Raw genomic sequence first — 24,409 nt, forward strand, 5'->3', positions numbered from 1 at the left:
AAAATAATGATGGCAGATATAACTTTACCAAGCGTGTTGGCATTTGACCGTAAACTAGAGCCTTCAGATGCACTAATGCATTCAGGTGATTGGGAGTGTATTGGCGATAAAACAGCATGGACTCCCATCGATCTTTTTGAACGTCGTAATCGAGCCGTTAAAAGTAACTTCAAACAAGAGGTTTTGGAGAATGAAGACGAATTACAAAAGCAAATAGCAGAAGCAAATCTTGCGTGGGGTGATGACGCTTCACTAAGTCATGATAACGATACGTTAAAAGTGAGTTTTACTTTGCGAATTGTAAGTGGATTAAGCCAACCTACGGCATGTAACAAGGTTGGATTTGAAAATGTATTTGGTGAAAAGATTGAAGAATATGTCCAATCAAATCTTGATGAACTTGCGCAACGTTATGCTTACAATATCGCTAATGGGCGTTTTTTATGGCGCAACCGTGTTGGTGCGCAAGACCTTAAAGTACAAGTTTTTTATTCAAAAGATAGCAATTCAATTGAGTTTGATTCTTATGATTATTCATTAAAAGACACGAACTCAGATGATGCCAAAGTTAAGCAACTTGCACTACTTATAAAAAATGGCTTGGCAGGAAAGGAGAACATAATATTAACGATTATAGCTTACGCCAAACTGGGAGAAGGACAGCGTATTTGGCCATCACAAGAGATGGTTTTAAATGTCCCTAAAGGTGAAAAAAGCAGGCATTTATTTTCACTAAATGGCATTGCAGCAATGCATTGTGAGAAAGTTGGTAATGCTTTACGCACTATTGACGATTGGTATCCTGATTTTGAAAAAACAAAACAACCAATAGCAATCGAAGCTTATGGCTCAGTGACTCAACGTGGTGTTGCTTATCGTTCGACTAGAAATGATTTTAAAACACTATTACTTAATTGGCTAAATGGAAAAGAAATTAGTGATACGGAAAAACATTTTATTATAGCTATGATTATTCGCGGTGGTGTATTTGGTGAGGGCGAAAGCTAAGGATCGATAATGAAATATTATCTCGATGTTACTTTACTGCCAGATGCGGAAGCTAATTTAGGTTTTTTATGGCAAAAGGTTTATCAGCAGTTACATATTGCTTTCGTTGAGCATAAAATTGCGGAGAACCAATCTGCTATTGCTATCTCTATACCAGAATATGGTGATAAAATTTTTCCGCTAGGAAGTAAAATTAGGCTGTTTTCAGCTTCAATGGCCACGCTGGAAAAGCTTGATATTCAATTATGGTTGAAACGGTTTGCAGATTATGTTCACTGCACCTCGGTAAAAGGCGTACCATCAACTGTTTCGCAATTTGCTTGTTTCAAACGTGTGCAATTTGACTCTAGTATTGAGCGACTTGCTAGACGAAGGATGAAACGTAAAGGTGAAACTCTAGCGCAAGCAATCGAGTATTTATCTCAGTTTGAAGCTAAGCAGAGTACACTGCCTTTTGTTAACGTAAATAGTTTGTCGGAACAGAAAAAATTTAAGTTATTTATTGATAAAAAAATGGCTGATAACACGACTAAAGGAAAATTTAATTGCTATGGATTAAGTCAAGGTGGTGCTGTACCTTGGTTTTAACCCAAAATAACCAAAAATCAGCTCTTTAAAAACGAACCAATAAAATCAGTTGGTTACAACAAGTATGAAAAATTAGGTAAAAATGGTTATTTTTACTTATCTGCTTGTTGTAACTTATTTTTGTGCTGATATTCTATTGTTCACTGCCGCACAGGCAGCTTAGAAATTGCTCGCGAAGCACTCCTTGAAGCTTGTTGGGTTCACTGCCGCACAGGCAGCTTAGAAAGTTAAGTGATGGATTCAGCTCTGATGTTAAATGTTCACTGCCGCACAGGCAGCTTAGAAAATCTCTAAACGCCTCAAATGGCCCCATCATATGTTCACTGCCGCACAGGCAGCTTAGAAAAGTCACAGTAAATATCATAAGCCGACTCTAGTGTTCACTGCCGCACAGGCAGCTTAGAAATCAAGCTTAAAGGCACTGATAAAGGCTTGAGTGTTCACTGCCGCACAGGCAGCTTAGAAAAATACCCGCGAGACTGCACGTCGAGATACGCCGTTCACTGCCGCACAGGCAGCTTAGAAAATTGTGTCAGGGTGTGGTAGTTCACCGCCATCGTTCACTGCCGCACAGGCAGCTTAGAAACTGCCGCTGATGCGCCTGGATAGAAGTCTGACGTTCACTGCCGCACAGGCAGCTTAGAAATTTCAAGGTCTTGGTCATCCAAGTCTGACCACGTTCACTGCCGCACAGGCAGCTTAGAAAACCAGTAACTCGATAAGCGCCAAGCGTTAGCAGTTCACTGCCGCACAGGCAGCTTAGAAATCCAGAATGTTGCTCGACAAGTTAACGCGCCAGTTCACTGCCGCACAGGCAGCTTAGAAAGCTTAATTGTCAGGCGGGGAAACCCGCCATTATGTTCACTGCCGCACAGGCAGCTTAGAAAGTTAATCCCCCTATCCTGCAGCAAGCTTGATAGTTCACTGCCGCACAGGCAGCTTAGAAAGTCTTCATGGAAATATCCAGACAGACCTTAACGTTCACTGCCGCACAGGCAGCTTAGAAAGCAGCCATACACGATTGATTTTGATATTCGAGGTTCACTGCCGCACAGGCAGCTTAGAAAAAGAAGAAATAAAGAAACCCCGCCATGATAGCGTTCACTGCCGCACAGGCAGCTTAGAAATATAATTCAAAATCGTCCAAGTCGGAATCGTCGTTCACTGCCGCACAGGCAGCTTAGAAAATTGGATAGGAAGTTCGCCCATTCCACATAGTGTTCACTGCCGCACAGGCAGCTTAGAAATCGAGCATCTATGGACTGATATCCACCTAATCGTTCACTGCCGCACAGGCAGCTTAGAAAACATAAAAGCATTGAACGTCTTAAAATAATGTTCACTGCCGCACAGGCAGCTTAGAAAACATAAAAGCATTGAACGTCTTAAAATAATGTTCACTGCCGCACAGGCAGCTTAGAAAACTAGAACAGACGGGACATGATTCTAAATCTAGTTCACTGCCGCACAGGCAGCTTAGAAACTTTGAAAATTGGCGGCCTATGTAAGCCGAATGTTCACTGCCGCACAGGCAGCTTAGAAAACAGAGGCAACGAAAGTAAACGGAGTTACGCGGTTCACTGCCGCACAGGCAGCTTAGAAACCTAACCTTGGGGTGCGCCTTACTTGCATCCAGTTCACTGCCGCACAGGCAGCTTAGAAACATACACATGGACAGACCCCGCAGGAAGCGGAGTTCACTGCCGCACAGGCAGCTTAGAAATTTAGCTGAGTATTGGGCGATCAAATGACTCTGTTCACTGCCGCACAGGCAGCTTAGAAAACCGGCAAGGCTATATAACATTTACCCAGATAGTTCACTGCCGCACAGGCAGCTTAGAAAAGTTGGCGTAAGGAGATCAGCAATTGTGATTTGTTCACTGCCGCACAGGCAGCTTAGAAATTGGATGCGTGAACTCTTATTATTCTACCAGAGTTCACTGCCGCACAGGCAGCTTAGAAATGTTTAAGTACGGACTCAGGCAAAGGTTTCTTGTTCACTGCCGCACAGGCAGCTTAGAAAAACTTCACAATTTCAGCAGAAGATGAAACCGCGTTCACTGCCGCACAGGCAGCTTAGAAAAACCAGATAGATTTGAGATGGCCTGACCAATGGTTCACTGCCGCACAGGCAGCTTAGAAAAATGTGTTTAATTCTATGGTTGAGACTACTTAGGCCAGCGGTTAAAGTTTGAGTTGCTGATATGGTTCAATCAAACAAACATGTTTCTTTAGATTAAAAATAGCATAAAATGTGTGGATTATTGCAATAGCAAAACGTGTCAAAGGGATAGAGAGTCATGGCGTCAAAATTTTATGTTGTGTGGGCGGGTCGCGAAACGGGTATTTTTACCAATTGGGCCTACACCAAGAAGCAGGTTGAGAAGTTTCCGGGCGCACGTTACAAATCTTTTGCGACTCAAGCGGAAGCGGAAACGGCATTCTCATCAGGCCGTGTGTCATCTACAACATCGACTAAAGCGTTTTCAGGCAACAAAAGCAGTGCCAAAAAGAGCAGTTCGGTGACCTCGGCAGAGGCGATGAATGCCTTTACGGTCAATATCTTTTGCGATGGCGGTTGCGATCCTAATCCGGGCAAAGCCTCCTCTGGTGTGGCGGTCTATCGTGATGGTGCGATTGATTCGTTGTGGTATGGCTTATATAACCCTAACGGCACTAACAACTCAGCAGAGTTAAATGCACTACATCAATCCCTGTTGATCGCTCAACAAGAGATTAATAGTGGCAATAATGTGCAGATTTTGTGTGATTCACAATACTCCATTAACTGTGTGACAGTGTGGGCGTACAGCTGGAAAACCAAAGGCTGGAAGCGCAAAGTGGCCGGTGATATTAAAAACTTAGAGATTATCCAGCAGTCGCATGAGCTTTATGAACAGATAAAGAGTCGATTAACCGTTTCGCATGTCAAAGCGCATATTGGCGTTGAGGGAAATGAGTTAGCGGATCGCATGTCAATTTATGGCATTGCTCAGAAAGAAGCGAGTTTTTGTCAATATAATGAAACGTTAGATATTAAAACTATCTTAGCGATGAGAGAAGGATAAACCGTATGCCCCTAGCGCTGCATTCACCACTGTTAGAACAACATTTAGACGCACTACGCAGAGCGACGTTAACAAACCCGGTTCTTGATTTGGCTTGTGGTGGTGGACGAAACGGCCTGTTTTTGGCGCGAAATGGCATAAAAGTACTGTTTGCTGATCGGGATCCTGAGTCGCTGGCAATCATCGATCAAATTATTGCCGAGGAGTCTTTGGGTGCCTCAACATGGTTGGTTGATTTTGAAAAGGGTGATGAACCATTAACGGGCAAAACATTTGGGGCAGTGATTGTGTTTCGTTATCTGCATCGCCCTCTGTTTGTATCGATAAAACAGGCGATACAAACAGGTGGTATGATCGTTTATGAAACGTTTAATGTGGAGCAGCGAGAATTTGGTCGCCCAAAACGGGCTGAGTTTCTGCTTGAAAAAGGGGAACTACCAAAATACTTCCTCGATTGGCAGCTCCTTCACACCTTTGATGGCATTGTGCAGCAACCACTAAGCGCCATTTCTCAGTTAGTGGCTAAAAACACCTCGGTTAGTGCCTAGGTATTCGCTAATTAGCCGGTATTGATCTCAGCATCGATTGCATCAACTTATCGATTCGCTGTTGCCTGCTGTCGTCGGAACGCTCGATTTCTGTCATCCCCTGGGCAAGTACCTTCCATTTTGGTAAGGGTTGATTAGGGGAGAATAGGGCCACAACCACACTTCCTTTTTCAAACTTATCACTATCTACGTCTGCGGTCACTAATCCGGCGGAAAGCCCGATTTTACTCAAAATTTCTTGGTCACTAAGTTGTGTCTCAGTTGCCAATCCAAACCCTATCAACAGATCGGGAGATTGGGTGTAGGAAACTTGAACATACCCCTTTTTAACCATCTGAGTGACAATGGCGGACTCTATTTGTGTCATCAATTGCGCCGAGTCAAGTTTGTCGGTGATATAGGCTTGAGATATTGAGGGATGGATAGCAAAGCGTTGGCTTTGTTGGGATAAAAAGCTGAGATCTCCGGTGGTTAATAAACTTACATTATTACTTGGTGATACGGAATGTGTAGACGACACACAGCCCACTAACAGTATTGAGCATAAAACGCTCATTAGATATTTCATTAATCACCTCTTATTGAATAACCACGTGTTGAACGTTAAGCTCACAACTTCGCACGGAAGAGTGCGGGCTGGTCAGTGAGTACTAGCAAGCATAAATAATAGTGGTAGAGAATACAAATGACGAACAGCAAGATAGAGTTTGATATAACTTTTGTCCATACGGGCGAAGTTCATGTTGCAACCTTTAATAGTCTGATTGAATCAACAGACCCAACACTTAGTGTGAATCATATCGTGAACAGCAATCTATTAGATCGCGCGATGAAACAACAAAATAGGGCTGAACTCGAAACAGAGATACACAGTATTATGCAACTGGCTGCTCAAGAATCTCGGTTGGTGGTTTGTACCTGTTCAAGCATTGGCGAGATGGCCGAAACGACGCCTGTTGTGCCTAAAGGTGTAGTGACAAGAGTTGATCGTCCAATGGCGGAACAAGCGGTTAAGATAGGCGGTAACGTGTTAGTGGTTGCTGCATTGGAGAGCACGTTAGCACCGACATTAGACCTGCTTAACGCCATCAAGCTTCAGTGTGAATCTGACGTAACGTTTGATGTGCTCTGTGTAACAGAGGCGTGGCAGTATTTTGAGCGTGGTGATAGCCAAAGATACATTGAATTGATCGCACAAGCGATAGAGTCCGAAAAAGGCGAGTATAACGCGATTGTGTTAGCGCAAGCATCCATGGCCAAAGTGTCAGAACGATTAAATTGTTGGAAGATTCCGATTTTAAGCAGCCCTCGATTAGGGGTAGAGGTAGCTGTGAAAAATATCAATAATTATAAATAATTGGTCCTGTTTGAATTGATCTTAAATAGGCATACGTTCGCTTTTTTTGTTTTTTCATTAATTGCTTCTAGACTTAAATAAGGTAGTTGTGAGAGTTGGGGGTATAGGATGACTGATGAAATAGATTCTCCGTGTATTCGAAACTGCTGTTTAAATGAAGTGGATGTCTGCCTAGGCTGCTTTAGAACCTTAGAGGAGATCACTCATTGGAAAGAGTCTGATGATGCGATGAAGCGTAAAATCCTCGATAATGCCAAAACGCGGCAGGAGTTGAGGCGCAGGGGGAGTTTGAACTTTCTAAATGAGTAATCCGCAATAATTAATAAGAGACTTTTTTTACAGCGTTGCCATGATCAATGGCAACCATTTCTACACGATTTCTTCCTGCAAGTTTTGCTTTATAGAGTGCCTTATCAGCAGCTGCAATGATAAGACTAGGGTCTGATCCCTGTTTTGGAGCACAAACACAAACACCAGCACTGATCGTCACCACGTTGGATATTTCCGATTTCTGATGTGGAATTGCCAACTGTTCTATGGATTTTCTACAAGCTTGAGCCACTGGCAGGGCGTTTTCTGTTTCCGTTAAAACCAGAGCAAACTCTTCCCCGCCATACCTTGCCGCTAAATCTCCAGAGCGATGAATCATCCCACTCAGTTTGTTAGCAATCTTTTGTAAACACTCATCACCTGCAATGTGCCCATAGTGATCATTGAACGCTTTGAACTTATCGACATCCATCAGTATGAAGGCAATATAACTGTTGTTTCGTACCGCTCGTCGCCACTCTCGAGATAACACTTCATCGAGATACCTTCGGTTTGAAATGCCCGTCAATCCATCGGTTCTTGAGAGGGTTTGCAGTTTTTTATTGGCGACATGCAGTTGTTGAGTCTGTTCAATGACTAATTGCTTGACGTTAACCGCTTGATGCAAGATTTTAGAGATATAGAGAGCAAGCAGAAAAGTAAACGCGAACCCTATGCCGATGATTGCCATCGGCAGGATGGTTCGGCGAGATTGAATGTAGCCAGTGGTCGGGCTGGCTTCAATACTCCACTCTCTCTCCCAGATTGAAGGTAGGGTAGAGGTGTAGGAGAAGGTGCTGGAAATCTCTCCGCCCGTTCTTGATATATGATTATGAAGTACTTGAAAGGTGCTTTTTGTGGTGTCCACTAACTTCATATTGATCCCCAAAGGCGTTGGACTTAAAGCCGATGAGTCAAAAATTTTATTGATATGGAAGATACCTACCAAACAGCCAATTGAGTTTTCAAATCTCAACTTCTCATTGAGGTGATTGGTGACATAAACAGGAAAAACACCGAGAAACCCTATTGTTGAGGTTTCATGGCTTTGAATTTTGATACCCTGAGAGACGAAGGGACGGGTTGACCGCATTGTTTGAGTAAAATGAACTTGATTGAGTAAGCTAGAGGCTAATTGGAGTTCGTCAGGATTGGGGGTGTTTTGCATCGTACTAAATAGAGAAGGGGCTCGGTAGGAATGGTCACTATTATCATTCACTCGATCTTTGGGTATCCACTCAAACCCCGCTATTTCAGGGTGACGTTGTAAGATATTACGTGATTCATGTGTGAAGTGACTAAGCTGACGCTTATAATCGGTATGAAAAAGAACAGCCATGGCGTATAAGGTTTCTAAGTTATTATAAACCGAGGTATGCAATGAGGTGGCACGTTGGTCGACATCGGATGTAAACTCGTGATAGATCGCTCTGTTTTCGGCTCTAAAAAGCAACCAACCGGAGATCGATGACAGCGTCATTCCGAGTAACGTGACCAATACAATACTGACGTTTATTCGTTTATCTCTGAGCATTGCACACCTATATCTACGCCAATCTCAATCTTGAAACACTCATTTAAGCGTAGAACATAACCGACATTTTGCGAGTAAGATCACATGAGGCTGCTGAGGGGAAGATAAGGTATTCATATTAAACATGTAGGTTAACAATATGATAATTGTTATTAAGTTCGTAGCGCTAGATAGGATTCACTGTTTATTTCAGTATAATGTCGTTAACTAGGTAACGTCTTATGTCAAAGGAGTGAGGATATCCATGCTAATTCAATGGAAGCAGCTGCGAGAAAAGTTTCAAAAAAAACACTTTTCTATTCGTTTTTCACTCTATTTCTTACTTGGGTATCTGCTGTATTGTTTTACTCTTGGAGTGATCGTCCCGCCTATTGCTAAGAGCCAAATCCCATCTCAGCTGAGTAGTATGCTCGGGCGTGAAGTGACCCTACATGATGTGTCGATTAATCCTTTCCTATTGAATCTGAAACTTAACCAATTTGCGGTACTGGATAAAGCAGGTAGTGACACGTTCCTCGGTTTTGAGGAGCTAGACGTACAAGTTAACTTTTGGCAATCACTCGCAAACATGGCGATTGCCGTTGAACATATTAAGTTGAAGCGACCGTCTGGTCATATTGAACGATTAAGTGAGGTTCCTGCCACTTTTAACTTCAGTGATATTGTGGACAACTTGGAGCGACAATTTCCTGCGAACAGTGAGGTTGACACGCAAGATAAACCAGAATCATCACCTCTGCCTATCATGATATCTGCCATTAATTTACAGCAAGGTAACATAACCTTTATCGACAACGTTACGAAGGGTGAGTTACGTTATCCTGATACTAATGTTCGGATCACGAGCTTAAATACTTTAGCCGAAATCCATCAACCAGAGTTTGAAACGGCGAACTCATTCCAGATTGAGGTAAAAGGACAAAACCAAGATACGATTCAATTGAACGGACAATTTCAAATCGTACCATTAATGGTGATGGGCGATGTGACAATCAGCAAGTTTGACCTTCCAACAGCCTGGCAGTTTATTGCTCAGGTCTTTGAAGCCAAATTGACACAAGGTAAGCTCAATGTTCGTTCTGATTATCAGTTAACCATGAGTGACAACAATCCGTTGCAATTGACGACGAATAAAGGGGAGGTGAGCATTGAAAACCTTCACATCATGGCCGATTCTCGACCCGTTATTACCTTACCGCGGTTCAATATTGAGGGCATCAACAGCAACCTGGAAGAAGAGCTTGTCACTATTTCAAGGGTGCACTCTACAGGTTTAGTGCTAAACAGCCGCGTCGATCAATCCGGTCTGGATCTCGTCACTTTTTTCACGCCGACATTAAGCGACAAAACAGCGGTAGAAAATCGGACGGATGAACCACAAAAAGAGAGTGGTGAGGCTAATTGGCAATTGAGTCTCGATAAGCTTGAATTAGACAATTACCAATTGAATATTAAAGAGAAAGTGGTGACAGATAATGAGCTTGATTGGTCTCTGCAATCGGTGAATCTAACCACCAGTCAATTGGTGAGCGATTTGAGCCAGCCATTTGATCTTCAACTGTCCGCATCCCTTAATCAAAAAGGGAATATTGCCATTAATGGGGTGGTGGATCCAAAAAAAGAGTCAGTAGATGCCCGTGTTGACGTGAATTCACTGCAGCTCTCCCAATTTCAGCCCTATGTGGCGACAGCGATTAATGCGACGATTAGGCGAGGGGATTTCAACACACAAGTCACGGTGAAAGCAGACGCAAGCGGTGAAGTAAAAGCAAACGGCGCTCTGCAAATCGATAAGCTGACTGTGAAAGATAATCTACTGAATAAATCGTTGATTAAGTGGCAACAGCTACAGATTGATAACTTCGATTTTGATCTGATTAAGTCAACATTAGCACTGAATACTCTATTGCTGAAACAACCTTATGCGACGGTGATTATTGCAGAAAATAAAGAGACGAATATATCGCAGCTACTAGTCGAACAAGGAGAGACGGCCACGAAAGCCACTGAGCAAGTGAGTAATCCGTTTGCCGTCACCATTAATCGAATTGAGATCGACCAAGGTTCAGCCTTTTTTGCTGATAATTCGATGACACCAAACTTCTCCACTGGAATTGAATCTTTAGAGGGGGCGGTAACACGTATCTCTTCACGACCAGGTACGAAAGCAACGGTAGAGATGAAAGGTAACATTGACCGCTATGCACCTGTCAGCATTAAGGGGGAGATTAACCCGCTCATTGAAAATCCATTTGTTGATTTGAGCTTGAACTTTGACAGCGTTGAGTTGACCTCCGTTAACCCCTATTCGGGAACGTACGCGGGTTACTACATTGATAGAGGTCAGTTGTCAGTCACTTTACAATACTTGCTTGAAGAGAGTCAGTTAACCGGTAGCAACCATGTGGTCATCGACCAATTAGAGCTCGGTCAGGCCAGTGACAGTGATTTAGCCACCTCTCTGCCATTAACCTTAGCCATCGCCCTACTTCAAGATGGGAATGGTGTGATTGATTTAGGCGTCGAGGTAACAGGTGACGTGGATGATCCGGATTTCAGTATTGGTTCAGTCATTCTTAATGCGATTACTAATGTGATTACTAAGGCCGTTACTGCGCCCTTCTCACTGTTAGCGGGTTTAGCAGACTCCGATGCTGAGTTAAATCATATCGAGTTTGCGTTTGGTGATGCTGAGTTAAGTGAAGAGCAACAACAGAAATTGATTCAGCTCGGTGAGGCACTCTCGAGTCGCCCTAAACTTAAACTAACGGTTGATGGAGCGGTTAATGCCCAAGAGGACAGTAAAGTGTTGGCGGTGAATCAACTTCATCAAAAGCTGATCATGCAAGCTAAACTGGATGAGTCCCAAATTCCAGTGCAGTTAACAGCAAGCTCGATATCTGAGTATCCAGAATTAGTCGGGGCATTAAAAGCACTTTATCAAACTGAATTAAGTAGTAAGGCTTCAGAGGTTAAAAGTGAGATCATTAAAGAGCAACAAGAAAAACAGGTAGAGTTAACGAATGATGACCTTGCCACCCGTTGGCATATTGCTATCTATAACCAACTGCTTAATCACCAACAGATTAGTGATGATGCGCTTGGTCAGCTTGCCCACCAACGCGCTAAAAATGTGAAGTCATTCTTAATAGAGGCTGTGCAAGTTGCAGCGGGTAGAGTATTTTTGTTAGACAGTCGTTTTGACATTGAACAGGATGACAGTGGGGTCGTACTCACCTTAGAGGCCAACTAGAAGTTAACATGATCTCAAGGAGTCTACTGCTTTGTGATTATCTCGTTTGATTCAACGGTTCGAGATAAATTTTCGTATGGAAAGGTAACTCTACTTGATAGGAAAAAGATGCAGCGACATGCTGCATCTTTTTTTGTCTTTAGCTCAGTTTAAAGGTATTAACGATCAGTTTTAACTGCTCATTAGCCTGAGTTAAGTTTTGTGTTTCTAGCGTTGTCGCTTCGCCATTTACAGAAAGCGTATTAACAATATCTCTAATCGCTGACATGTTAGTGGTAATCTCCCCAGCCACTGCACTCTGCTCTTCAGCTGCAGTTGCAATGATGGTGTTCACATCATTAATGTGTGTAACAGACTCGACCACAATATCAAGGTTGTCAGCAACAAGATTAGTATTCTCAACGGTTCTTTCACAGGTATTCTTTGTGGCGTTGATAGACTCAAGTGCATGACTAGAGCCATCGCGAAGTCGAGCAAGAGTTTGGGCAATTTCTGCAGTGCTGGTTTGTGTTCTAGCGGCTAGCGCTCGTACTTCATCAGCAACAACAGCAAAGCCTCTTCCCTGCTCACCAGCTCTTGCAGCTTCAATCGCTGCGTTAAGCGCTAGTAGGTTAGTTTGCGCTGCAATATCACCGATGACTTGAAGTACTGAGGTGATTTCAAGGGTGTTTTTCTCAATTTCAGTGATGCTCTCGCTAGTTAGTTCAAACTCTTCAACCAACTTGCTAACTGAAACGGTTGCATCAAGAACCACGGATTTTGATTGCGCAACTTGTTCGTTACTCAACTGAGTGGCATGCGAAGCTTCAGAAGCGTTGTTGGCAACATCGTTGGCGGTGACACTCATCTCTTCGATGGCGGTGACGATTTGCAAAGTTTGTGAAGAGTGGTCAGAGAGCACTTGGTTATTCGTTGCCGTCTGATTATTAAGCTGATCAACACTGACCGTAATATTTGACGATGCGCTGCTGACATTGAGCATTAACGTTTGCAGATTCTCAATGAAATGGTTGATTCCTTGAGATATCTGGCCAAGTTCATCATGGCTATCTACGGGTAAGCGACGGGTTAAATCGCCATTTCCTTTGGATAAATCGTGAACCACTTCATTAAGAACTGTGATAGGGCGATAGAGCTGATTAAGCACGATAACGACGATAAACAGAGAGATAAATATGATGATCGCGGAGCTCCAAATCGCTTCGGTTAACGCCTTATCAACATCAGAATAAATAACTGATTTATCCATGCCGACGTAAAGAAACCATTTTGTATTATCAACAAGGGATATCTCAGTGAAGTAGGCTCGTTTATCGACACCTCCCCATTGGTAATCGGCAGAACCAGTACGGGTTGCTGCCATCTCTTTTTCTAATGAAGGGATACCGAACTCTTCACCCAGTTTGTCTGACGGGTCAGTAGAAGCAAGCTGTACAAAATTCTGATTAAGAATCAGTACTGAGGCGTCAAAGAAGTCGATAGAACTGATTGAATCGTTAAGCAGGTTTAAGGAGATATCTCCAGTCACAATGCCTTCAGGACCTGCCGGGGTGGCGATGCTGACCATTAACTCACCCGTTGTATCATCTTGATATATATCGGTGATAATGGTTCTTTGTTTCTGCATCGCGTCTTTATACCAGCCACGAGTGCGCGGGTCATAATCGGAAACATGGAAAACGCCGTTATCGCCACCTGAATCGCCATAGGCTCTCCCGTCTTGGTAACCTGCAGTAAAACTGAAGAAGTTACCCGCGTTGGTGATTATTTTTGCGATATCGACATACTCATGATCGAGTTTATCGGTTTTGTAATAGGCAGCGCTCGACTCCAAAATGGTCACTTTAGAAGCGAGGGAGGCTTCGATCTGCTGTTTGGCACCATTGAGAATCTGTCGAGCCGTATTTTCAATGGACTCAAGTCTGTCATTTTTAATGGTGTTATAAGATAACCAGTTCGTTGTGAGAAGCGTTATCGATATTAGCAAAGCAACCGTAAAAATGATGCGTTGTTTAAATCCAAGCTTTTTTAGTAAAAACATAAAACATCAACCCTTTAATGGAATTATTAACGGTAATTATATAAAAGTGGTTTGAATAAATCTTTTCAAATTAATACTATTGCTTTGTTAATAAAGTGTTAATTGTGAATAGGTTGTAGTTAATCACAGCGAAGAAAAATCAATGATAGGCACTTGTTTTGGCAATAGTGTCTATATTCCATATAAAGTGCAACGAGTGAATTATCACTTAGGGTGAATAATTACGCAGTTGTATCGACATCGGTGAATTACAAAGAAGAATTAACCATTTGACAATGAGGTAAGGAGGGTATCTAGAAGAGATTAAGAGCTTACGCTAGGGTAAGCTCATTACAGTGAGCATTACGCTTCACAAAGCGCGTCCATGTTAGCTGGGACTAATGGGTTACCAAATAGTTTTAACTCTTCTCCAATTTTTTTACTGTGTGCTTTACATAGTGGCACGATATACCATCCGTCGTCGCTCGATTCTGATTTTTGCACATGGGTGCCAACGGTTGCTAAGCTAATGCAACTTCTCTCAACACACATGCCAAGTTTCGCTTCACTAAACTCTTGCCAGTGATGTAGCCAGCTTACGGATTCATTTTCGTGATTGATTGCCTTAATATTCTTAACTTTCATTTTGTATCCTTAAGTTTAAAATTAGTTTGATATAACCATTTAATTGAAGGATTATTCCTGAAAGCTATTACCTCTTATTTTGGACCTTTTTAATACATACCGCTCAAACATAAAATGGTGAATTTTATKAATTAAATGCATTATGTGAAATTTATATGGTCCGAAAGCCTATGGCTCTCGGGAATAAGTAATGCTAGAGAAAAGCTCAAGATTAGAAAGAGGCTCCGGTTTGTGCAGGCCGTAGCCCTGAGCAAAATCGACATTCATATCGTGCAAAAGGTCGGCCAGTTCAGGGGTTTCAACATATTCAGCAATGGTTTTTAATCCCAGCGATTTCGACATATGCACGATGGCTTCAACTAAAGCGGCATCAGAATCATTTCGACCTAGCACTTTGATAAGGCTACCGTCGATTTTTAGGTAATCAACATTAAGGTCTCGAAGGTAAGCAAATGAAGAGAAGCCACTGCCAAAATCATCAAGCGAGAATCGGCACCCTAAAGCTTTCAAACTACTGATATATTCTCTTGCGGTATCAATGCTAGTCATTGCTGCCGATTCTGTGATCTCGAATATGAGTTGATGAGCTTTACCTGAGTTAGATACCAATCGTATTAACTCTGCAAGATACGCTTTATCAGCTAAGGTATGGCCAGACATGTTTACTGAAAAATGAGTGCTTTCATTAAGGTTAGCGGAGAGGAGAGTCTCGATAACCCAGCGATCGATTGTTGGCATAAGGCCAAAACGTTCAGCTGCTGGCAAGAACATACCAGGAGGTATGATCTGGTCATTTTCATCTAAGCCTCTGATCAGAACTTCAATATGTCCCCCATCTTCACCAGGGTGAAGCGGAACAATAGCTTGGCCGTACAGTCTGAAATGATTCTCTAAAATCATCTGTGGAATCTTTGCCGCCCAGCGCTCTTCTCGTCTGATCTCGATTAGCATTGGATCAGACTCTTCATAGATAAGTACTTTCGCACTGCCTGGTGTTTTGGCGAGTCGACATGCAGCATCTGCACGAGAGACTAACTCGGCAAAGAGAAAGTTAGGTTTTGCTCTAGCAATGCCCACAGAGGCGCCCAGTTTCATGGGTTGACCGAGCCATTCAAAATCATGCGCCTCGACAATGGCAACTAACTGTGTTGCAATATTTTCAAGGCGTTCGAGGCCGTTTTGATCATCTAGCCATATAACAAACTCATCACCACCGACTCTAGCTAGCGTACACTGCTCCTCACGACATAATAATTGCATTTTTGTAGAGAGGTTAATTAACAGTTCGTCGCCAACAGTATGACCACAGAGGTCATTTATCAACTTGAACCGGTCAAGATCAATATAGGCCATAATACCACCAAGGGAAGTATGGTCTTTCATTGCAACCGAGAGGCCCCGACGGTTAAGAATACCAGTGAGAGTATCGTGAAGCGCTTGGTATTCTAAAGTTCGACTGATGTGCATACTTTTACGGTAGATAAATATACTCAAAATAATACTGATAAAAACACTGAATAGAGCGAAAGAGCCAAGGGTCCAAAAGAGTGACGCTTGATTTTGTTCTAGTTGTTCAATGGATTTCTCTTCATGCTCTTCTGAAGTCTCAACGATATGGTCAAGTTGATCTTCCATTTCATAGATATACTGTTTATAAACGGCCATAGCGGTCATCGCTTCTTGCTGACTGAGGTTATCTTGGCGCATTCGAGCAATCACATGGGAGATACCTTCGGTGTAAGCATGAAGTTGAGTTGACAGTGACGCGATAGCCGGACCATCGTAAATGATATTTTCTTGTAACTCCTCCTCTAAAATCTCGAATTGAACCTCGGTCGAAGCTAAAGTGTTGGACCAACGAGTTTGCGAACGTTGAAACTCCTCAGGAGAGTCATGATAAAGGAGAATGTCTTTTTCCAGTTTACGAAGATTAATGACCATACTCTTCAGCGTTAATCCTTCGAGTTGAGAGTCGGAGAAGGTGACTAAATTCTCACTAAGCTCATTAGTAAGCTGTTCCATTTTCCATGCGCTAAACATGCCCTGCACTAAAATGAGAAAAGCGATACTTAATAAGCCTAAAGCGGTGCTTCGGCCTAATCTTCTTGATTCAATATAGAGCATATACAAACCTCATATTCAGCACTAATATAATTAAAATCCATTTAAATCTTCAAGAATTCAAGGGGTTGAATTGTTAAATTTATTAATTGTTGCTATAGAGAATAGAATGAATTCAAGGGCAAAACAAATATTTAACAAGGTGATGTGATGTGTGATGCTTGTTCCAACTAATAGCGGGCACTATTTGATGACAGGAAATGGAGATGGGGACGCTGATCGATGTGTCAGCGCTTGATGATTGTATCTATATCGATATGGTTATCGGCGGTAATTGCGTGACTTATTTGATGCTCTGGCTTTGTGCGCTGACGCGGCTTTTGCTTGTGACAGTTCAATAGAGTCAACGGTTAATATCATTGGCTCTTTTGGGACGATCCCTGCCGCAAAAATTCGCTTACGAGGTGGCATTTGGTACTCTTCGTCAGTCGCTCGTGGCATACGCTTGTAACGAGAGAGATAAAAGCCTTCCAGTTTTTCCCTAGCCCATTCTGTTTTTCTTAAAAATTTGAGACTGCCAGCAATGGTTGGGTTGGTTCTAAAACAGTTAAACCGGAAGTAGGCATCAAGAATATCCCAACCGTAAAAATCAACCAGCTCGGTAAGTAGATCTTCTAACTTTAAGCCATGTAAGGGATTATTCTGTTGTTCATCAAGCATTTCAGTTCCTAAGTTACAAATGGTATTAACATGGTTGAGTATACTGTGTTGTTTGAATAATGACATACAATTCATCATCTATCGAATCAAGGTGCTTAAATGAACCTCGGCTTTAAACGCAGGGTGATAAGTAATAGAGGAAAGAACAATAAAAATGCAGTTGATGGCTCAGATATGGGCGTTGAACTTGTAGAGGCTGCGGTTAAAGCATATGCCTTATCACTGTTGTTTCCAAGGACACTTTGTGATCGAACACCAACAGCAGTAAAATCTGCCAGGGTTAACCCTAACGCGTCGATATCGAAACGGATGGTGTGAATCCAGTTACTGTTGCTACCTCCATTTGAGCCTACCCTAAGTATGACATCAAATAGTGATGGAGTACTTATTCCATTAAAATTACAGCCAGCACCACAAGATGATCCATTGCCACCTGAGGACATGTAAAAAGCACCAGTTGGTGACGTGCTCTGTGAGCCATCTTTGGCGATGGCCGTGAAATTTTGGATGTTAATGGTGTTAGCGTTGTATGTCGTTCCTTCAATAGCAAAGGCGATACCTAGAATGTCAGCATCCATGACAGGTACAGAGATATCGAATGAGAAGCGGCCAGCGTTGGAGTCGTCGATGGAGTAGAAATAATTAGCAGTGGGAGTGTCAGTGTCCAGCCAATCAGTAATCGAAATCACATTTGCAGTCAGGGTGTTTGGGAATAATAACCCAAATAAACACATCCATAGTGGTAATTTCATCATAATGCCTTTTATCCAAGTGTGTATTGTGAATATATAAAGTCAATGCACAATCCATGCCATCAATAAAATCAAGGCGTTATCGTTAATTATTTATAAAAGTGTAAATAATATTGACGAAAGTAGTCATTAATTAAAAGGGTCGTATGTTTTGGTGAAGAGAGATAGGGGGCATTGGGGTGTTATAGGAGGAATGACGTAGATGGCAGTGCCACCCACGTCGAATTCGAAATTAAAGCGCTACAACGTTAGCTGCTTGAAGGCCTTTTTGACCTTGCTCTACTTCGAAAGATACTTTCTGGCCTTCAGCTAAGGTTTTGAAACCTTCAGAAGCGATAGCACGGAAGTGAACGAATACGTCAGCGCCGCCGTTGTCTTGAGTAATGAAACCAAAACCTTTCTCTTCGTTAAACCACTTTACTAGACCAGTTGTTTTATCAGACATTTGATGTCCCTTGTATTAAAATTCATAAATTTATCGCAAAATCACGATATGCTCACCGCCGAACTACTATTAATAAGTAACTCTGAATGATAAAGCGATACGAATAGTACATTAGTCCCCATTATTGTAAAGGGCTAAATCCACAATCTAGGCGTGTTAATGGCAAAGAAAAGTAAATTTCATGATCAAGCCAGTGTTTTTTATGAATTTAATGAACACAAGGAATCATTTTCTGTGTTGGTACGTGGATAAACCCGACAAGATGAATTGAAACTGAATGTCATGCTCAGACTCTATTAACACACCCTAACGTAATCTCTCCATACATTAATTTACTACCTCACTGGAGAAGGCTATGAACTCAATTAGTATCGTTATCATTACTCTAAACGAAGAGAAGCGCATTGGTCGCTTAATGGATGACCTCGTGCAGCAAACATCACAACAATTTGAAGTCATTGTTGTCGATTCAAATAGTGAAGATGCTACCTGTGAAGTCGTGAGCGCTTATCAGCAAACATTACCCCAACTCACTATAGAACGCATGCCGACACGTGGGGTTAGTTTAGGGAGAAATACAGGCGCAGAGCTTGCTCAGTATGAACGTATTCTTTTCTTAGATGCGGATGTACGCCTTGATGTGAACTTTCTTGAAAAAGCACAAAAGGAATTAAAGGCGAGACAGTTAGAAGTTGCGGGTGTTTATATGGGAGCGAAAGATTTACCTAAGCTACATAAGGTCGGTTACGCTCTGTTCAATCTTGGCATGTTTGTTACTCAGTTCACCTTTCCGACCGCAGTCGGTGCGTGTATCTTTTCTACAAAACGCGCGCACCAAGAGCTAAATGGTTTCGATGAAAGAATTACTTTATGTGAAGATTGCGACTATGTGAAAAGGGCAAGTAAAACCTGGCGTTTCCGTTTTTTACCGATTCGATTTCAGTTTGACCCACGTCGTTTAGATCAGGATGGGTTATTTAAAATGGGAATGACCTATTTTAAAGCGAATGTTCGACGTTTTTTTCAAGGAGAAATGCGCAACAACGAAATGACCTATCAGTTCGGTCATTATCAAGATCAAAAAACATCATAAGATGAGGTGAGTATGTTTGACGGAGTCAGCTTATTTATTGGCGCGTTACTTGATGCACTCATAGGTCCAAATTTATTTATTCCTGGGGAGCCCTTCTTTATTGCAGCGGGTTATCAGCTGCATGGTGGGATATGGACCAGCACGCTTTATGTCGTGCTGGGAGCCTTGATTGGCGATCATTTGAGTTTTTTCATTGGGCGCTATTGGGGGGTGACCTCACAGCGAAGATTGATGAAATGGCAGCCAAAAACGGGCCGAATGATCGCTCGGTGTCGTTTATTAATGAGTCGTAACAGCGTGAGTGTTTTAGCCTTCTCTCGTCTATTAGGGCCCGTAGCATGGGTTGTCCCTTTTATTGCTGGAAGTCATAACGTGTCATGGAGACGTTTTAGCGTGTATGGTTCGGTAGGATTGTTATTAGGCATTGGGCAATTTGTTGTGTGGGGGTACCTATTAGCTGTTGGTATCAACCAATTACCATTTGTCGATAGCCTCCATACTTTTTGGCTTGAACACCAGTACTCACTGTTAGTGATTGCAATGACGGGTTGCTTGTTGGTTGTCGGCTGGAAAAAAGGCTGGAAGTTTATGATAACTAAATCCGCTGCGCTTTTTTTAATCGGCACTTGTGTTATCAACTACGGATACTTCTTTTGGTGGGCTGATGATCATAAAGCACTCCCTCAAGCTGAACGTCGTGTTGAGATTAGTTCACTGACAGAGATTAATTATGACGTATATCCAGGAAAGTCATCCTATTATGATGCCCAAGCCATTAATGTTATCTATCTAGGCCAGAATCCGGCTTCCTTGATGCATGAATTGGAGTGGATTGAAAATAAGACGTTCTCACAGAACGATTTAGAGTGGGGTGATTACATTAATCTGCTGCGTGATAGCACACCACCTGTGTCGGATCTTTTTTGGCAAGGTGCGCCGCAACAACTCGCCTTTCAGCGTCCAGGTACGTTGAGCAAACGTAATCATATTCGTTGGTGGAAGGCAGGTATTGATGTACACACACAACAGCCAATTTGGCTTGGGGCAATCAGTTATGACAATGGTTTTACCGTGGTACCATACTCTGGGTTTGTGACGGTTCTGCATAGCATTGAGCCTGAAATTGACACACAAAGAGATCAACTTGCCAGTTCGGTCAATGCGTTACAAAATTGGCAAACGTCATTACAGCCGTTAAGCCAACCAACGGTGCTTGATGACCATCATGATTACTTTTCAGACGGAAAGGTTCTGATTGTACAGCCTTCAATCTCAAACACGTTGTAAATGTAAGGTTGCTTTTACCCCCCCCATAGAGCTACGGCTTAATGTTAGTGAACCTCGATAACTGTGTGCCATTTCATTGACAATATTAAGACCTAACCCCGAACCTGGTGTCGTTTCATCTAAACGGACACCTCGTTGAAGAACTAGGTGACAGGATTCTTCGGGGATGCCTGAGCCATCATCTTCGATGACTATCTCAACCCTATTATTGCTTATATTCTCGCTGTGAACTCGAATCAGTGAGTGCGCCCATTTGTAACTATTTTCGATCAGGTTACCTAGCATTTCATCAAGATCTGTCTGATCAACAGAAACAATCAATTCACTACTGAGTTCATTAACCAGCAGGACTTTTTTAGCGCTGTAGATTTTATCAAAAGCCATTGCAATGGCATCAATGCGCTCAGAGGGTATGGCTTTCACTGATAAGATATTCATAGAGCCAGCCACTCTTGCTCGACCTAAGTGGTAATCAATATGGTTTTGCATTTGGTTTACGAGATCATTGAGCTTCGTATCGTTACCGTTTTCTATAGCTTCAATCTCATTTTTTAAAATTGACAGCGGTGTTTTTAACGCATGAGACAGGTTGCCAACATGATGCCTCGCTCGTTGGAGCAGTTCTTGATAGTGAAATAACAGCGCATTGAGATCGACAATTAATGGGGATATCTCGTTCGGATAGTCATCTGAGAGTTGGTCAATATTGCCCTCTTTAAGGTATTGAAGCTCTTGTTGCATTTTCTGCAGCGGACGCAGTGACCAGCTTACCTGAACGCTAATGATCACCAGAACCCCTATGTACAACAGCATTAAAATGAACCACAACTGACCGGTTAGAAGGTGTAAGGTCTCTTCTAATGGGTCCTCTTCCAAGCCAATAACTATATGAATGGGTATTGGGTCATCAGGTAACAGAACGACCTTTTTGATATAGATGAGCCTTTCGGTTTTAACGCCTAATGAATAGGTGAAAAATTGTTGATTGTCCGTTTGAATAGTCATTCCTGAAAGTGAGCGGGAACGAAGGGTTTTCTGCTGGCTTTTTATTTGCCAATACGCACCACTATTAGGTTGATTAAAACGCGGGTCCGAGAGTTGATCTAAGAGGGTGAATTTTCCCTGTTCATCGGTAGTAAGATGCGCCACTATTTCATCCATGGTGAGGCGAAGTTGGTTTTTTTCATTATTTTCAAGGTAGTCTTGTACCAATGTAGGGATACCGATACCTGCTGCGACAACCAAAACGGTTAGCCATAAAAATGCAGCCCAAAGTAGTCGATTCTTAAGGCTTAAACGAGCCATGAAACGGGATTTATTTGGCATTGAGTTGATACCCCAAACCTCTTATCGTTTTAATGATGTTTGGTGAGATCTTCTTGCGAATTCTTCCGACAAAAACTTCGATAGTGTTAGAGTCACGATCAAAATCTTGCTGATAAATATGTTCAACTAACTCAGTTTTTGAGATGACTTTTTCAGCGTTGTGAACGAAATAGGCAACCACTTTGTATTCTAGTGCTGTTAAATTGATCGCTTGACCCTGCCATATAACGGCTGAGGCACGAGTGTCTATGCTTAATTCCCCAATTTTGACAACGGGAGAGACATTACCCGATGCACGGCGTAATTGAGCACGAATACGGGCAATCAACTCTATCATTTCAAAAGGCTTAGTGAGATAGTCATCCGCACCAGCATTTAATCCTTCAACTCGCTGACTTAATCCATCTCGGGCACTAAGAATAACGACGGGTGTATTGATATGTTCATCTCGAATGCCTTTTAGCACCGTCAAACCATCGATTTTGGGTAGGCCCAAGTCTAGAACAATAATGTCCCACTCTTCTGACGTTGCACGGTACAGAGCATCGATACCATCAGTAGATAGCTCGGCAACCCATCCTGTATCTGTTAACGCGTTAATGATCTGCTTGCCTAATGCGAGCTCATCTTCAACCACTAATATTCTCATCGACTTTCTATCCTTATTTAAGCGGCTCCTTTAATTATATCGTAATGAAGATGAATGGAAAATGAACATCAATATACACAGGACATTGTTTTAATAAACGGGAGAGCAACGCTCTCCCATAACCGCTATTTTAGTTGCTCAAGTACGGCAAGTAGTTGCGCTTTTTTCTCATCACTTAACGGAGAAAAAGGCCGACGACATTCACCATAATTGACCCCTTGTTCGTTCATGGCAAATTTTATCGATTGATATAAACCACATGATAATAGAACTTCGGTGATTGCATTCACGGTGTGTTGAATGCTCATTGCTGCTGCTAAGTCATCATTTTCATAAGCTTGATAGAGTTCAACATACTGTTTTGACATCAAGTTATAGGTGCTACCTATACCTCCAGATGCCCCCATCTGTAAACCATTCAATAGCATGGTGTCTTCACCATGAAAGATGAATAAATCAGGATTATAGCTATGCAAACGCTCAATAATAAACATATCTTGCGTGGTATGTTTTAATCCAATCACATTAGGGATAGTTGATAGTGCTTTCATGTCGTCAAGCGTTAGGTTAATGCCGGTGGTACCAGGGATATTATACAATAACAGAGGTGCAGCTGATGCCTGTGCTATTGATTGGTAATACGCTTGTATCTCTGTTTTATTAAAACCATAGTAGAAAGGAGGGGTGGCGGAAATGGCGTCATAAGAGTAGGCATTAGCTGCGGCAGTTAATTGCAGCGCGTCGCGAAGTGAAATGGCGCCAACATGAGCAATGATTTTGACTCTTCCTGCGTTGGCGATTGATATTGCTTTTAATACTTGGCAGCGCTCTTCGATTGACATCATAAAACACTCGGCAGAACTACCACCAATGTAGAAGCCATGTACGCCTTGTGAAATATGATGGTTTACCATATCGGGTATGAAATCAATCTTCAGTTCATCATTTATAAACGGGGTCATTAGTGGAACGAAAATACCTTTCATCGTGTTCTCCAATTCGATGTCATGTAACGATCAGTCAATAATACTCTTTATGGAGTTTAGCTTCACTTTTAATATTAAAAAAGTTAGTGATACTTCACTGTTTCCAATTTTGAGTCAGCCGCTTTATAGTGGTTGTTCAACGCTGAGTTAGGCTAACCTCTTATGATGTGAGGACTTTCCAGCAATTATTAAAGGAATAGAAAGAGGGAAAGTTATGAACTGGTATTTAATGACCTTAAAGCAGTATATCGATTTCCGTGGTAGGGCAAGGCGCAAACAGTACTGGATGTTTACATTGATCAATGTGATTTTGAGTCTGTTGCTGTCATCACTTGATGGAATGGTAGGCTTGTTTAATGCTGAAGCAGGAATTGGCATGATCAGCGGGTTGTACTCGCTGGCGATTCTGCTGCCAGCTATTGGGGTAACGGTGAGACGCTTGCATGATACAGGGCGAACGGGCTGGTGGTTATTAATTGGGCTTATCCCACTGATTGGTGCTCTTGTTCTACTCTACTTTTTAGTGAGTAACGGTGACAGTCAATCAAACCGATTTGGATCAGATCCTAAAATAGACACTTTTATCGGTTAGTGAATTACAACTAACATTTAGTGATCTAGTCATAATATTTCACAAATAATTAACCTAGTGTTATTAACTATTTATTGATTAGGGATATTCTTTATAACCATATAGAATAATCCCTTATTAATTCACCTCTCATATTTCGTCGTATATTGAATGAGACTACTATAACTT

The 24,409-nt window shown here is 42.1% G+C and carries 21 protein-coding genes and 1 CRISPR repeat array; of the genes, 10 read left to right on the plus strand and 11 right to left on the minus strand.

What is annotated here, in order from left to right:
• Positions 1 to 6: 6 nt before the first annotated feature.
• From csy3 to L4C32_RS13575, 4 genes are all read left to right on the plus strand, one after another.
• Positions 7 to 1,008: a type I-F CRISPR-associated protein Csy3 gene (gene csy3 / locus L4C32_RS13560; RefSeq protein WP_428197417.1), complete on the plus strand. Its 1,002-nt coding sequence runs from the start codon at positions 7 to 9 to the stop codon at positions 1,006 to 1,008.
• Positions 1,009 to 1,017: 9 nt separating this feature from the next.
• Positions 1,018 to 1,596, plus strand: coding sequence for a type I-F CRISPR-associated endoribonuclease Cas6/Csy4 (gene cas6f, locus L4C32_RS13565; RefSeq protein ID WP_428197418.1), 579 nt, complete (start codon positions 1,018 to 1,020; stop codon positions 1,594 to 1,596).
• 138 nt (positions 1,597 to 1,734) lie between these two features.
• A CRISPR array of direct repeats spans positions 1,735 to 3,739; the repeat unit is 28 nt; unit sequence GTTCACTGCCGCACAGGCAGCTTAGAAA.
• A gap of 157 nt (positions 3,740 to 3,896) precedes the next feature.
• Positions 3,897 to 4,664 (plus strand): ribonuclease H1 domain-containing protein, encoded by a 768-nt coding sequence (locus L4C32_RS13570; RefSeq protein ID WP_428197419.1) that lies wholly within the window; start codon positions 3,897 to 3,899, stop codon positions 4,662 to 4,664.
• Positions 4,665 to 4,669: 5 nt separating this feature from the next.
• The gene (locus tag L4C32_RS13575) at positions 4,670 to 5,212 is read left to right on the plus strand and encodes a methyltransferase domain-containing protein (RefSeq protein ID WP_428197420.1); all 543 of its coding nucleotides are present in this window, start codon (positions 4,670 to 4,672) and stop codon (positions 5,210 to 5,212) included.
• Between the two features lie 7 nt (positions 5,213 to 5,219).
• On the opposite strand, the gene L4C32_RS13580 is transcribed toward L4C32_RS13575, so the two are convergent.
• On the minus strand, positions 5,220 to 5,780 hold the full coding sequence (locus L4C32_RS13580; protein ID WP_428197421.1) for a DUF4136 domain-containing protein: 561 nt from the start codon (positions 5,778 to 5,780) through the stop codon (positions 5,220 to 5,222).
• Between the two features lie 117 nt (positions 5,781 to 5,897).
• Here L4C32_RS13580 and L4C32_RS13585 point away from each other — a divergent pair, with 117 nt between their 5' ends.
• A complete protein-coding gene (locus L4C32_RS13585) occupies positions 5,898 to 6,569 on the plus strand; it encodes a hypothetical protein (protein ID WP_428197422.1) in 672 nt (223 codons plus the stop codon).
• A 108-nt stretch (positions 6,570 to 6,677) separates the two neighbouring features.
• Positions 6,678 to 6,878, plus strand: coding sequence for a DUF1289 domain-containing protein (locus L4C32_RS13590; protein ID WP_428197423.1), 201 nt, complete (start codon positions 6,678 to 6,680; stop codon positions 6,876 to 6,878).
• A 10-nt stretch (positions 6,879 to 6,888) separates the two neighbouring features.
• On the opposite strand, the gene L4C32_RS13595 is transcribed toward L4C32_RS13590, so the two are convergent.
• Positions 6,889 to 8,412, minus strand: a complete 1,524-nt coding sequence (locus tag L4C32_RS13595) for a diguanylate cyclase domain-containing protein (protein ID WP_428197424.1) — start codon at positions 8,410 to 8,412, stop codon at positions 6,889 to 6,891.
• Positions 8,413 to 8,656: 244 nt separating this feature from the next.
• On the opposite strand from L4C32_RS13595, the gene L4C32_RS13600 reads away from it, so the two are divergent.
• The gene (locus tag L4C32_RS13600; RefSeq protein ID WP_428197425.1) at positions 8,657 to 11,665 is read left to right on the plus strand and encodes a DUF748 domain-containing protein; all 3,009 of its coding nucleotides are present in this window, start codon (positions 8,657 to 8,659) and stop codon (positions 11,663 to 11,665) included.
• A gap of 139 nt (positions 11,666 to 11,804) precedes the next feature.
• Here L4C32_RS13600 and L4C32_RS13605 read toward each other — a convergent pair whose 3' ends face one another.
• The 6 genes from L4C32_RS13605 to cspE all read right to left on the minus strand — a co-directional run bounded on the left by L4C32_RS13605 (position 11,805) and on the right by cspE (position 18,308).
• Complete coding sequence (locus L4C32_RS13605; protein WP_428197426.1) at positions 11,805 to 13,706, minus strand: methyl-accepting chemotaxis protein; 1,902 nt, start codon at positions 13,704 to 13,706, stop codon at positions 11,805 to 11,807.
• Positions 13,707 to 14,048: 342 nt separating this feature from the next.
• Positions 14,049 to 14,330 (minus strand): hypothetical protein, encoded by a 282-nt coding sequence (locus L4C32_RS13610; protein WP_428197427.1) that lies wholly within the window; start codon positions 14,328 to 14,330, stop codon positions 14,049 to 14,051.
• Positions 14,331 to 14,498: 168 nt separating this feature from the next.
• Positions 14,499 to 16,454, minus strand: coding sequence for a putative bifunctional diguanylate cyclase/phosphodiesterase (locus L4C32_RS13615; RefSeq protein WP_428197428.1), 1,956 nt, complete (start codon positions 16,452 to 16,454; stop codon positions 14,499 to 14,501).
• A 258-nt stretch (positions 16,455 to 16,712) separates the two neighbouring features.
• Complete coding sequence (locus tag L4C32_RS13620; protein WP_428197429.1) at positions 16,713 to 17,111, minus strand: VF530 family protein; 399 nt, start codon at positions 17,109 to 17,111, stop codon at positions 16,713 to 16,715.
• A 95-nt stretch (positions 17,112 to 17,206) separates the two neighbouring features.
• Complete coding sequence (locus L4C32_RS13625) at positions 17,207 to 17,863, minus strand: hypothetical protein (protein ID WP_428197430.1); 657 nt, start codon at positions 17,861 to 17,863, stop codon at positions 17,207 to 17,209.
• 232 nt (positions 17,864 to 18,095) lie between these two features.
• Positions 18,096 to 18,308 carry a transcription antiterminator/RNA stability regulator CspE gene (cspE, locus tag L4C32_RS13630; RefSeq protein WP_428197431.1) on the minus strand — a complete coding sequence of 71 codons (213 nt, stop codon included), beginning with the start codon at positions 18,306 to 18,308 and terminating at the stop codon, positions 18,096 to 18,098.
• 355 nt (positions 18,309 to 18,663) lie between these two features.
• Between cspE and L4C32_RS13635 the strand changes: the two genes are divergently transcribed.
• Positions 18,664 to 19,401: a glycosyltransferase family 2 protein gene (locus tag L4C32_RS13635; protein WP_428197432.1), complete on the plus strand. Its 738-nt coding sequence runs from the start codon at positions 18,664 to 18,666 to the stop codon at positions 19,399 to 19,401.
• A 12-nt stretch (positions 19,402 to 19,413) separates the two neighbouring features.
• Entirely contained in the window at positions 19,414 to 20,688 is a 1,275-nt protein-coding gene (locus tag L4C32_RS13640; protein ID WP_428197433.1) for an LssY C-terminal domain-containing protein, read from the plus strand.
• On the opposite strand, the gene L4C32_RS13645 is transcribed toward L4C32_RS13640, so the two are convergent.
• The 3 genes from L4C32_RS13645 to L4C32_RS13655 all read right to left on the minus strand — a co-directional run bounded on the left by L4C32_RS13645 (position 20,674) and on the right by L4C32_RS13655 (position 23,649).
• A complete protein-coding gene (locus L4C32_RS13645) occupies positions 20,674 to 22,014 on the minus strand; it encodes an ATP-binding protein (protein ID WP_428197434.1) in 1,341 nt (446 codons plus the stop codon). The two genes, L4C32_RS13640 and L4C32_RS13645, sit on opposite strands and share 15 nt — an antisense overlap.
• On the minus strand, positions 22,004 to 22,663 hold the full coding sequence (locus L4C32_RS13650) for a response regulator transcription factor (RefSeq protein ID WP_428197435.1): 660 nt from the start codon (positions 22,661 to 22,663) through the stop codon (positions 22,004 to 22,006). The genes L4C32_RS13645 and L4C32_RS13650 overlap by 11 nt, the downstream gene beginning before the upstream one ends.
• Positions 22,664 to 22,788: 125 nt before the next feature.
• Positions 22,789 to 23,649, minus strand: a complete 861-nt coding sequence (locus L4C32_RS13655; RefSeq protein WP_428197436.1) for an N-acetylneuraminate lyase — start codon at positions 23,647 to 23,649, stop codon at positions 22,789 to 22,791.
• A gap of 214 nt (positions 23,650 to 23,863) precedes the next feature.
• Here L4C32_RS13655 and L4C32_RS13660 point away from each other — a divergent pair, with 214 nt between their 5' ends.
• Complete coding sequence (locus L4C32_RS13660; RefSeq protein WP_428197437.1) at positions 23,864 to 24,241, plus strand: DUF805 domain-containing protein; 378 nt, start codon at positions 23,864 to 23,866, stop codon at positions 24,239 to 24,241.
• Positions 24,242 to 24,409: the final 168 nt, after the last annotated feature.

Source organism: Aliivibrio kagoshimensis (assembly GCF_050337105.1).
GTDB classification, from domain to species: domain Bacteria; phylum Pseudomonadota; class Gammaproteobacteria; order Enterobacterales; family Vibrionaceae; genus Aliivibrio_A; species Aliivibrio_A kagoshimensis.

Excerpts from the sequence above, each read along its gene's own strand:
- cspE (WP_428197431.1), bottom strand. The coding sequence starts at position 18,308 with ATGTCTGATAAAACAACTGGTCTAGTAAAGTGGTTTAACGAAGAGAAA.
- csy3 (WP_428197417.1), top strand. The coding sequence starts at position 7 with ATGATGGCAGATATAACTTTACCAAGCGTGTTGGCATTTGACCGTAAA.
- L4C32_RS13625 (WP_428197430.1), bottom strand. The coding sequence starts at position 17,863 with ATGAAATTACCACTATGGATGTGTTTATTTGGGTTATTATTCCCAAAC.
- cas6f (WP_428197418.1), top strand. The coding sequence starts at position 1,018 with ATGAAATATTATCTCGATGTTACTTTACTGCCAGATGCGGAAGCTAAT.
- L4C32_RS13645 (WP_428197434.1), bottom strand. The coding sequence starts at position 22,014 with ATGCCAAATAAATCCCGTTTCATGGCTCGTTTAAGCCTTAAGAATCGA.
- L4C32_RS13585 (WP_428197422.1), top strand. The coding sequence starts at position 5,898 with ATGACGAACAGCAAGATAGAGTTTGATATAACTTTTGTCCATACGGGC.
- L4C32_RS13590 (WP_428197423.1), top strand. The coding sequence starts at position 6,678 with ATGACTGATGAAATAGATTCTCCGTGTATTCGAAACTGCTGTTTAAAT.
- L4C32_RS13650 (WP_428197435.1), bottom strand. The coding sequence starts at position 22,663 with ATGAGAATATTAGTGGTTGAAGATGAGCTCGCATTAGGCAAGCAGATC.
- L4C32_RS13595 (WP_428197424.1), bottom strand. The coding sequence starts at position 8,412 with ATGCTCAGAGATAAACGAATAAACGTCAGTATTGTATTGGTCACGTTA.
- L4C32_RS13660 (WP_428197437.1), top strand. The coding sequence starts at position 23,864 with ATGAACTGGTATTTAATGACCTTAAAGCAGTATATCGATTTCCGTGGT.
- L4C32_RS13615 (WP_428197428.1), bottom strand. The coding sequence starts at position 16,454 with ATGCTCTATATTGAATCAAGAAGATTAGGCCGAAGCACCGCTTTAGGC.
- L4C32_RS13605 (WP_428197426.1), bottom strand. The coding sequence starts at position 13,706 with ATGTTTTTACTAAAAAAGCTTGGATTTAAACAACGCATCATTTTTACG.
- L4C32_RS13655 (WP_428197436.1), bottom strand. The coding sequence starts at position 23,649 with ATGAAAGGTATTTTCGTTCCACTAATGACCCCGTTTATAAATGATGAA.
- L4C32_RS13610 (WP_428197427.1), bottom strand. The coding sequence starts at position 14,330 with ATGAAAGTTAAGAATATTAAGGCAATCAATCACGAAAATGAATCCGTA.
- L4C32_RS13600 (WP_428197425.1), top strand. The coding sequence starts at position 8,657 with ATGCTAATTCAATGGAAGCAGCTGCGAGAAAAGTTTCAAAAAAAACAC.
- L4C32_RS13620 (WP_428197429.1), bottom strand. The coding sequence starts at position 17,111 with ATGCTTGATGAACAACAGAATAATCCCTTACATGGCTTAAAGTTAGAA.
- L4C32_RS13635 (WP_428197432.1), top strand. The coding sequence starts at position 18,664 with ATGAACTCAATTAGTATCGTTATCATTACTCTAAACGAAGAGAAGCGC.
- L4C32_RS13580 (WP_428197421.1), bottom strand. The coding sequence starts at position 5,780 with ATGAAATATCTAATGAGCGTTTTATGCTCAATACTGTTAGTGGGCTGT.
- L4C32_RS13570 (WP_428197419.1), top strand. The coding sequence starts at position 3,897 with ATGGCGTCAAAATTTTATGTTGTGTGGGCGGGTCGCGAAACGGGTATT.
- L4C32_RS13575 (WP_428197420.1), top strand. The coding sequence starts at position 4,670 with ATGCCCCTAGCGCTGCATTCACCACTGTTAGAACAACATTTAGACGCA.
- L4C32_RS13640 (WP_428197433.1), top strand. The coding sequence starts at position 19,414 with ATGTTTGACGGAGTCAGCTTATTTATTGGCGCGTTACTTGATGCACTC.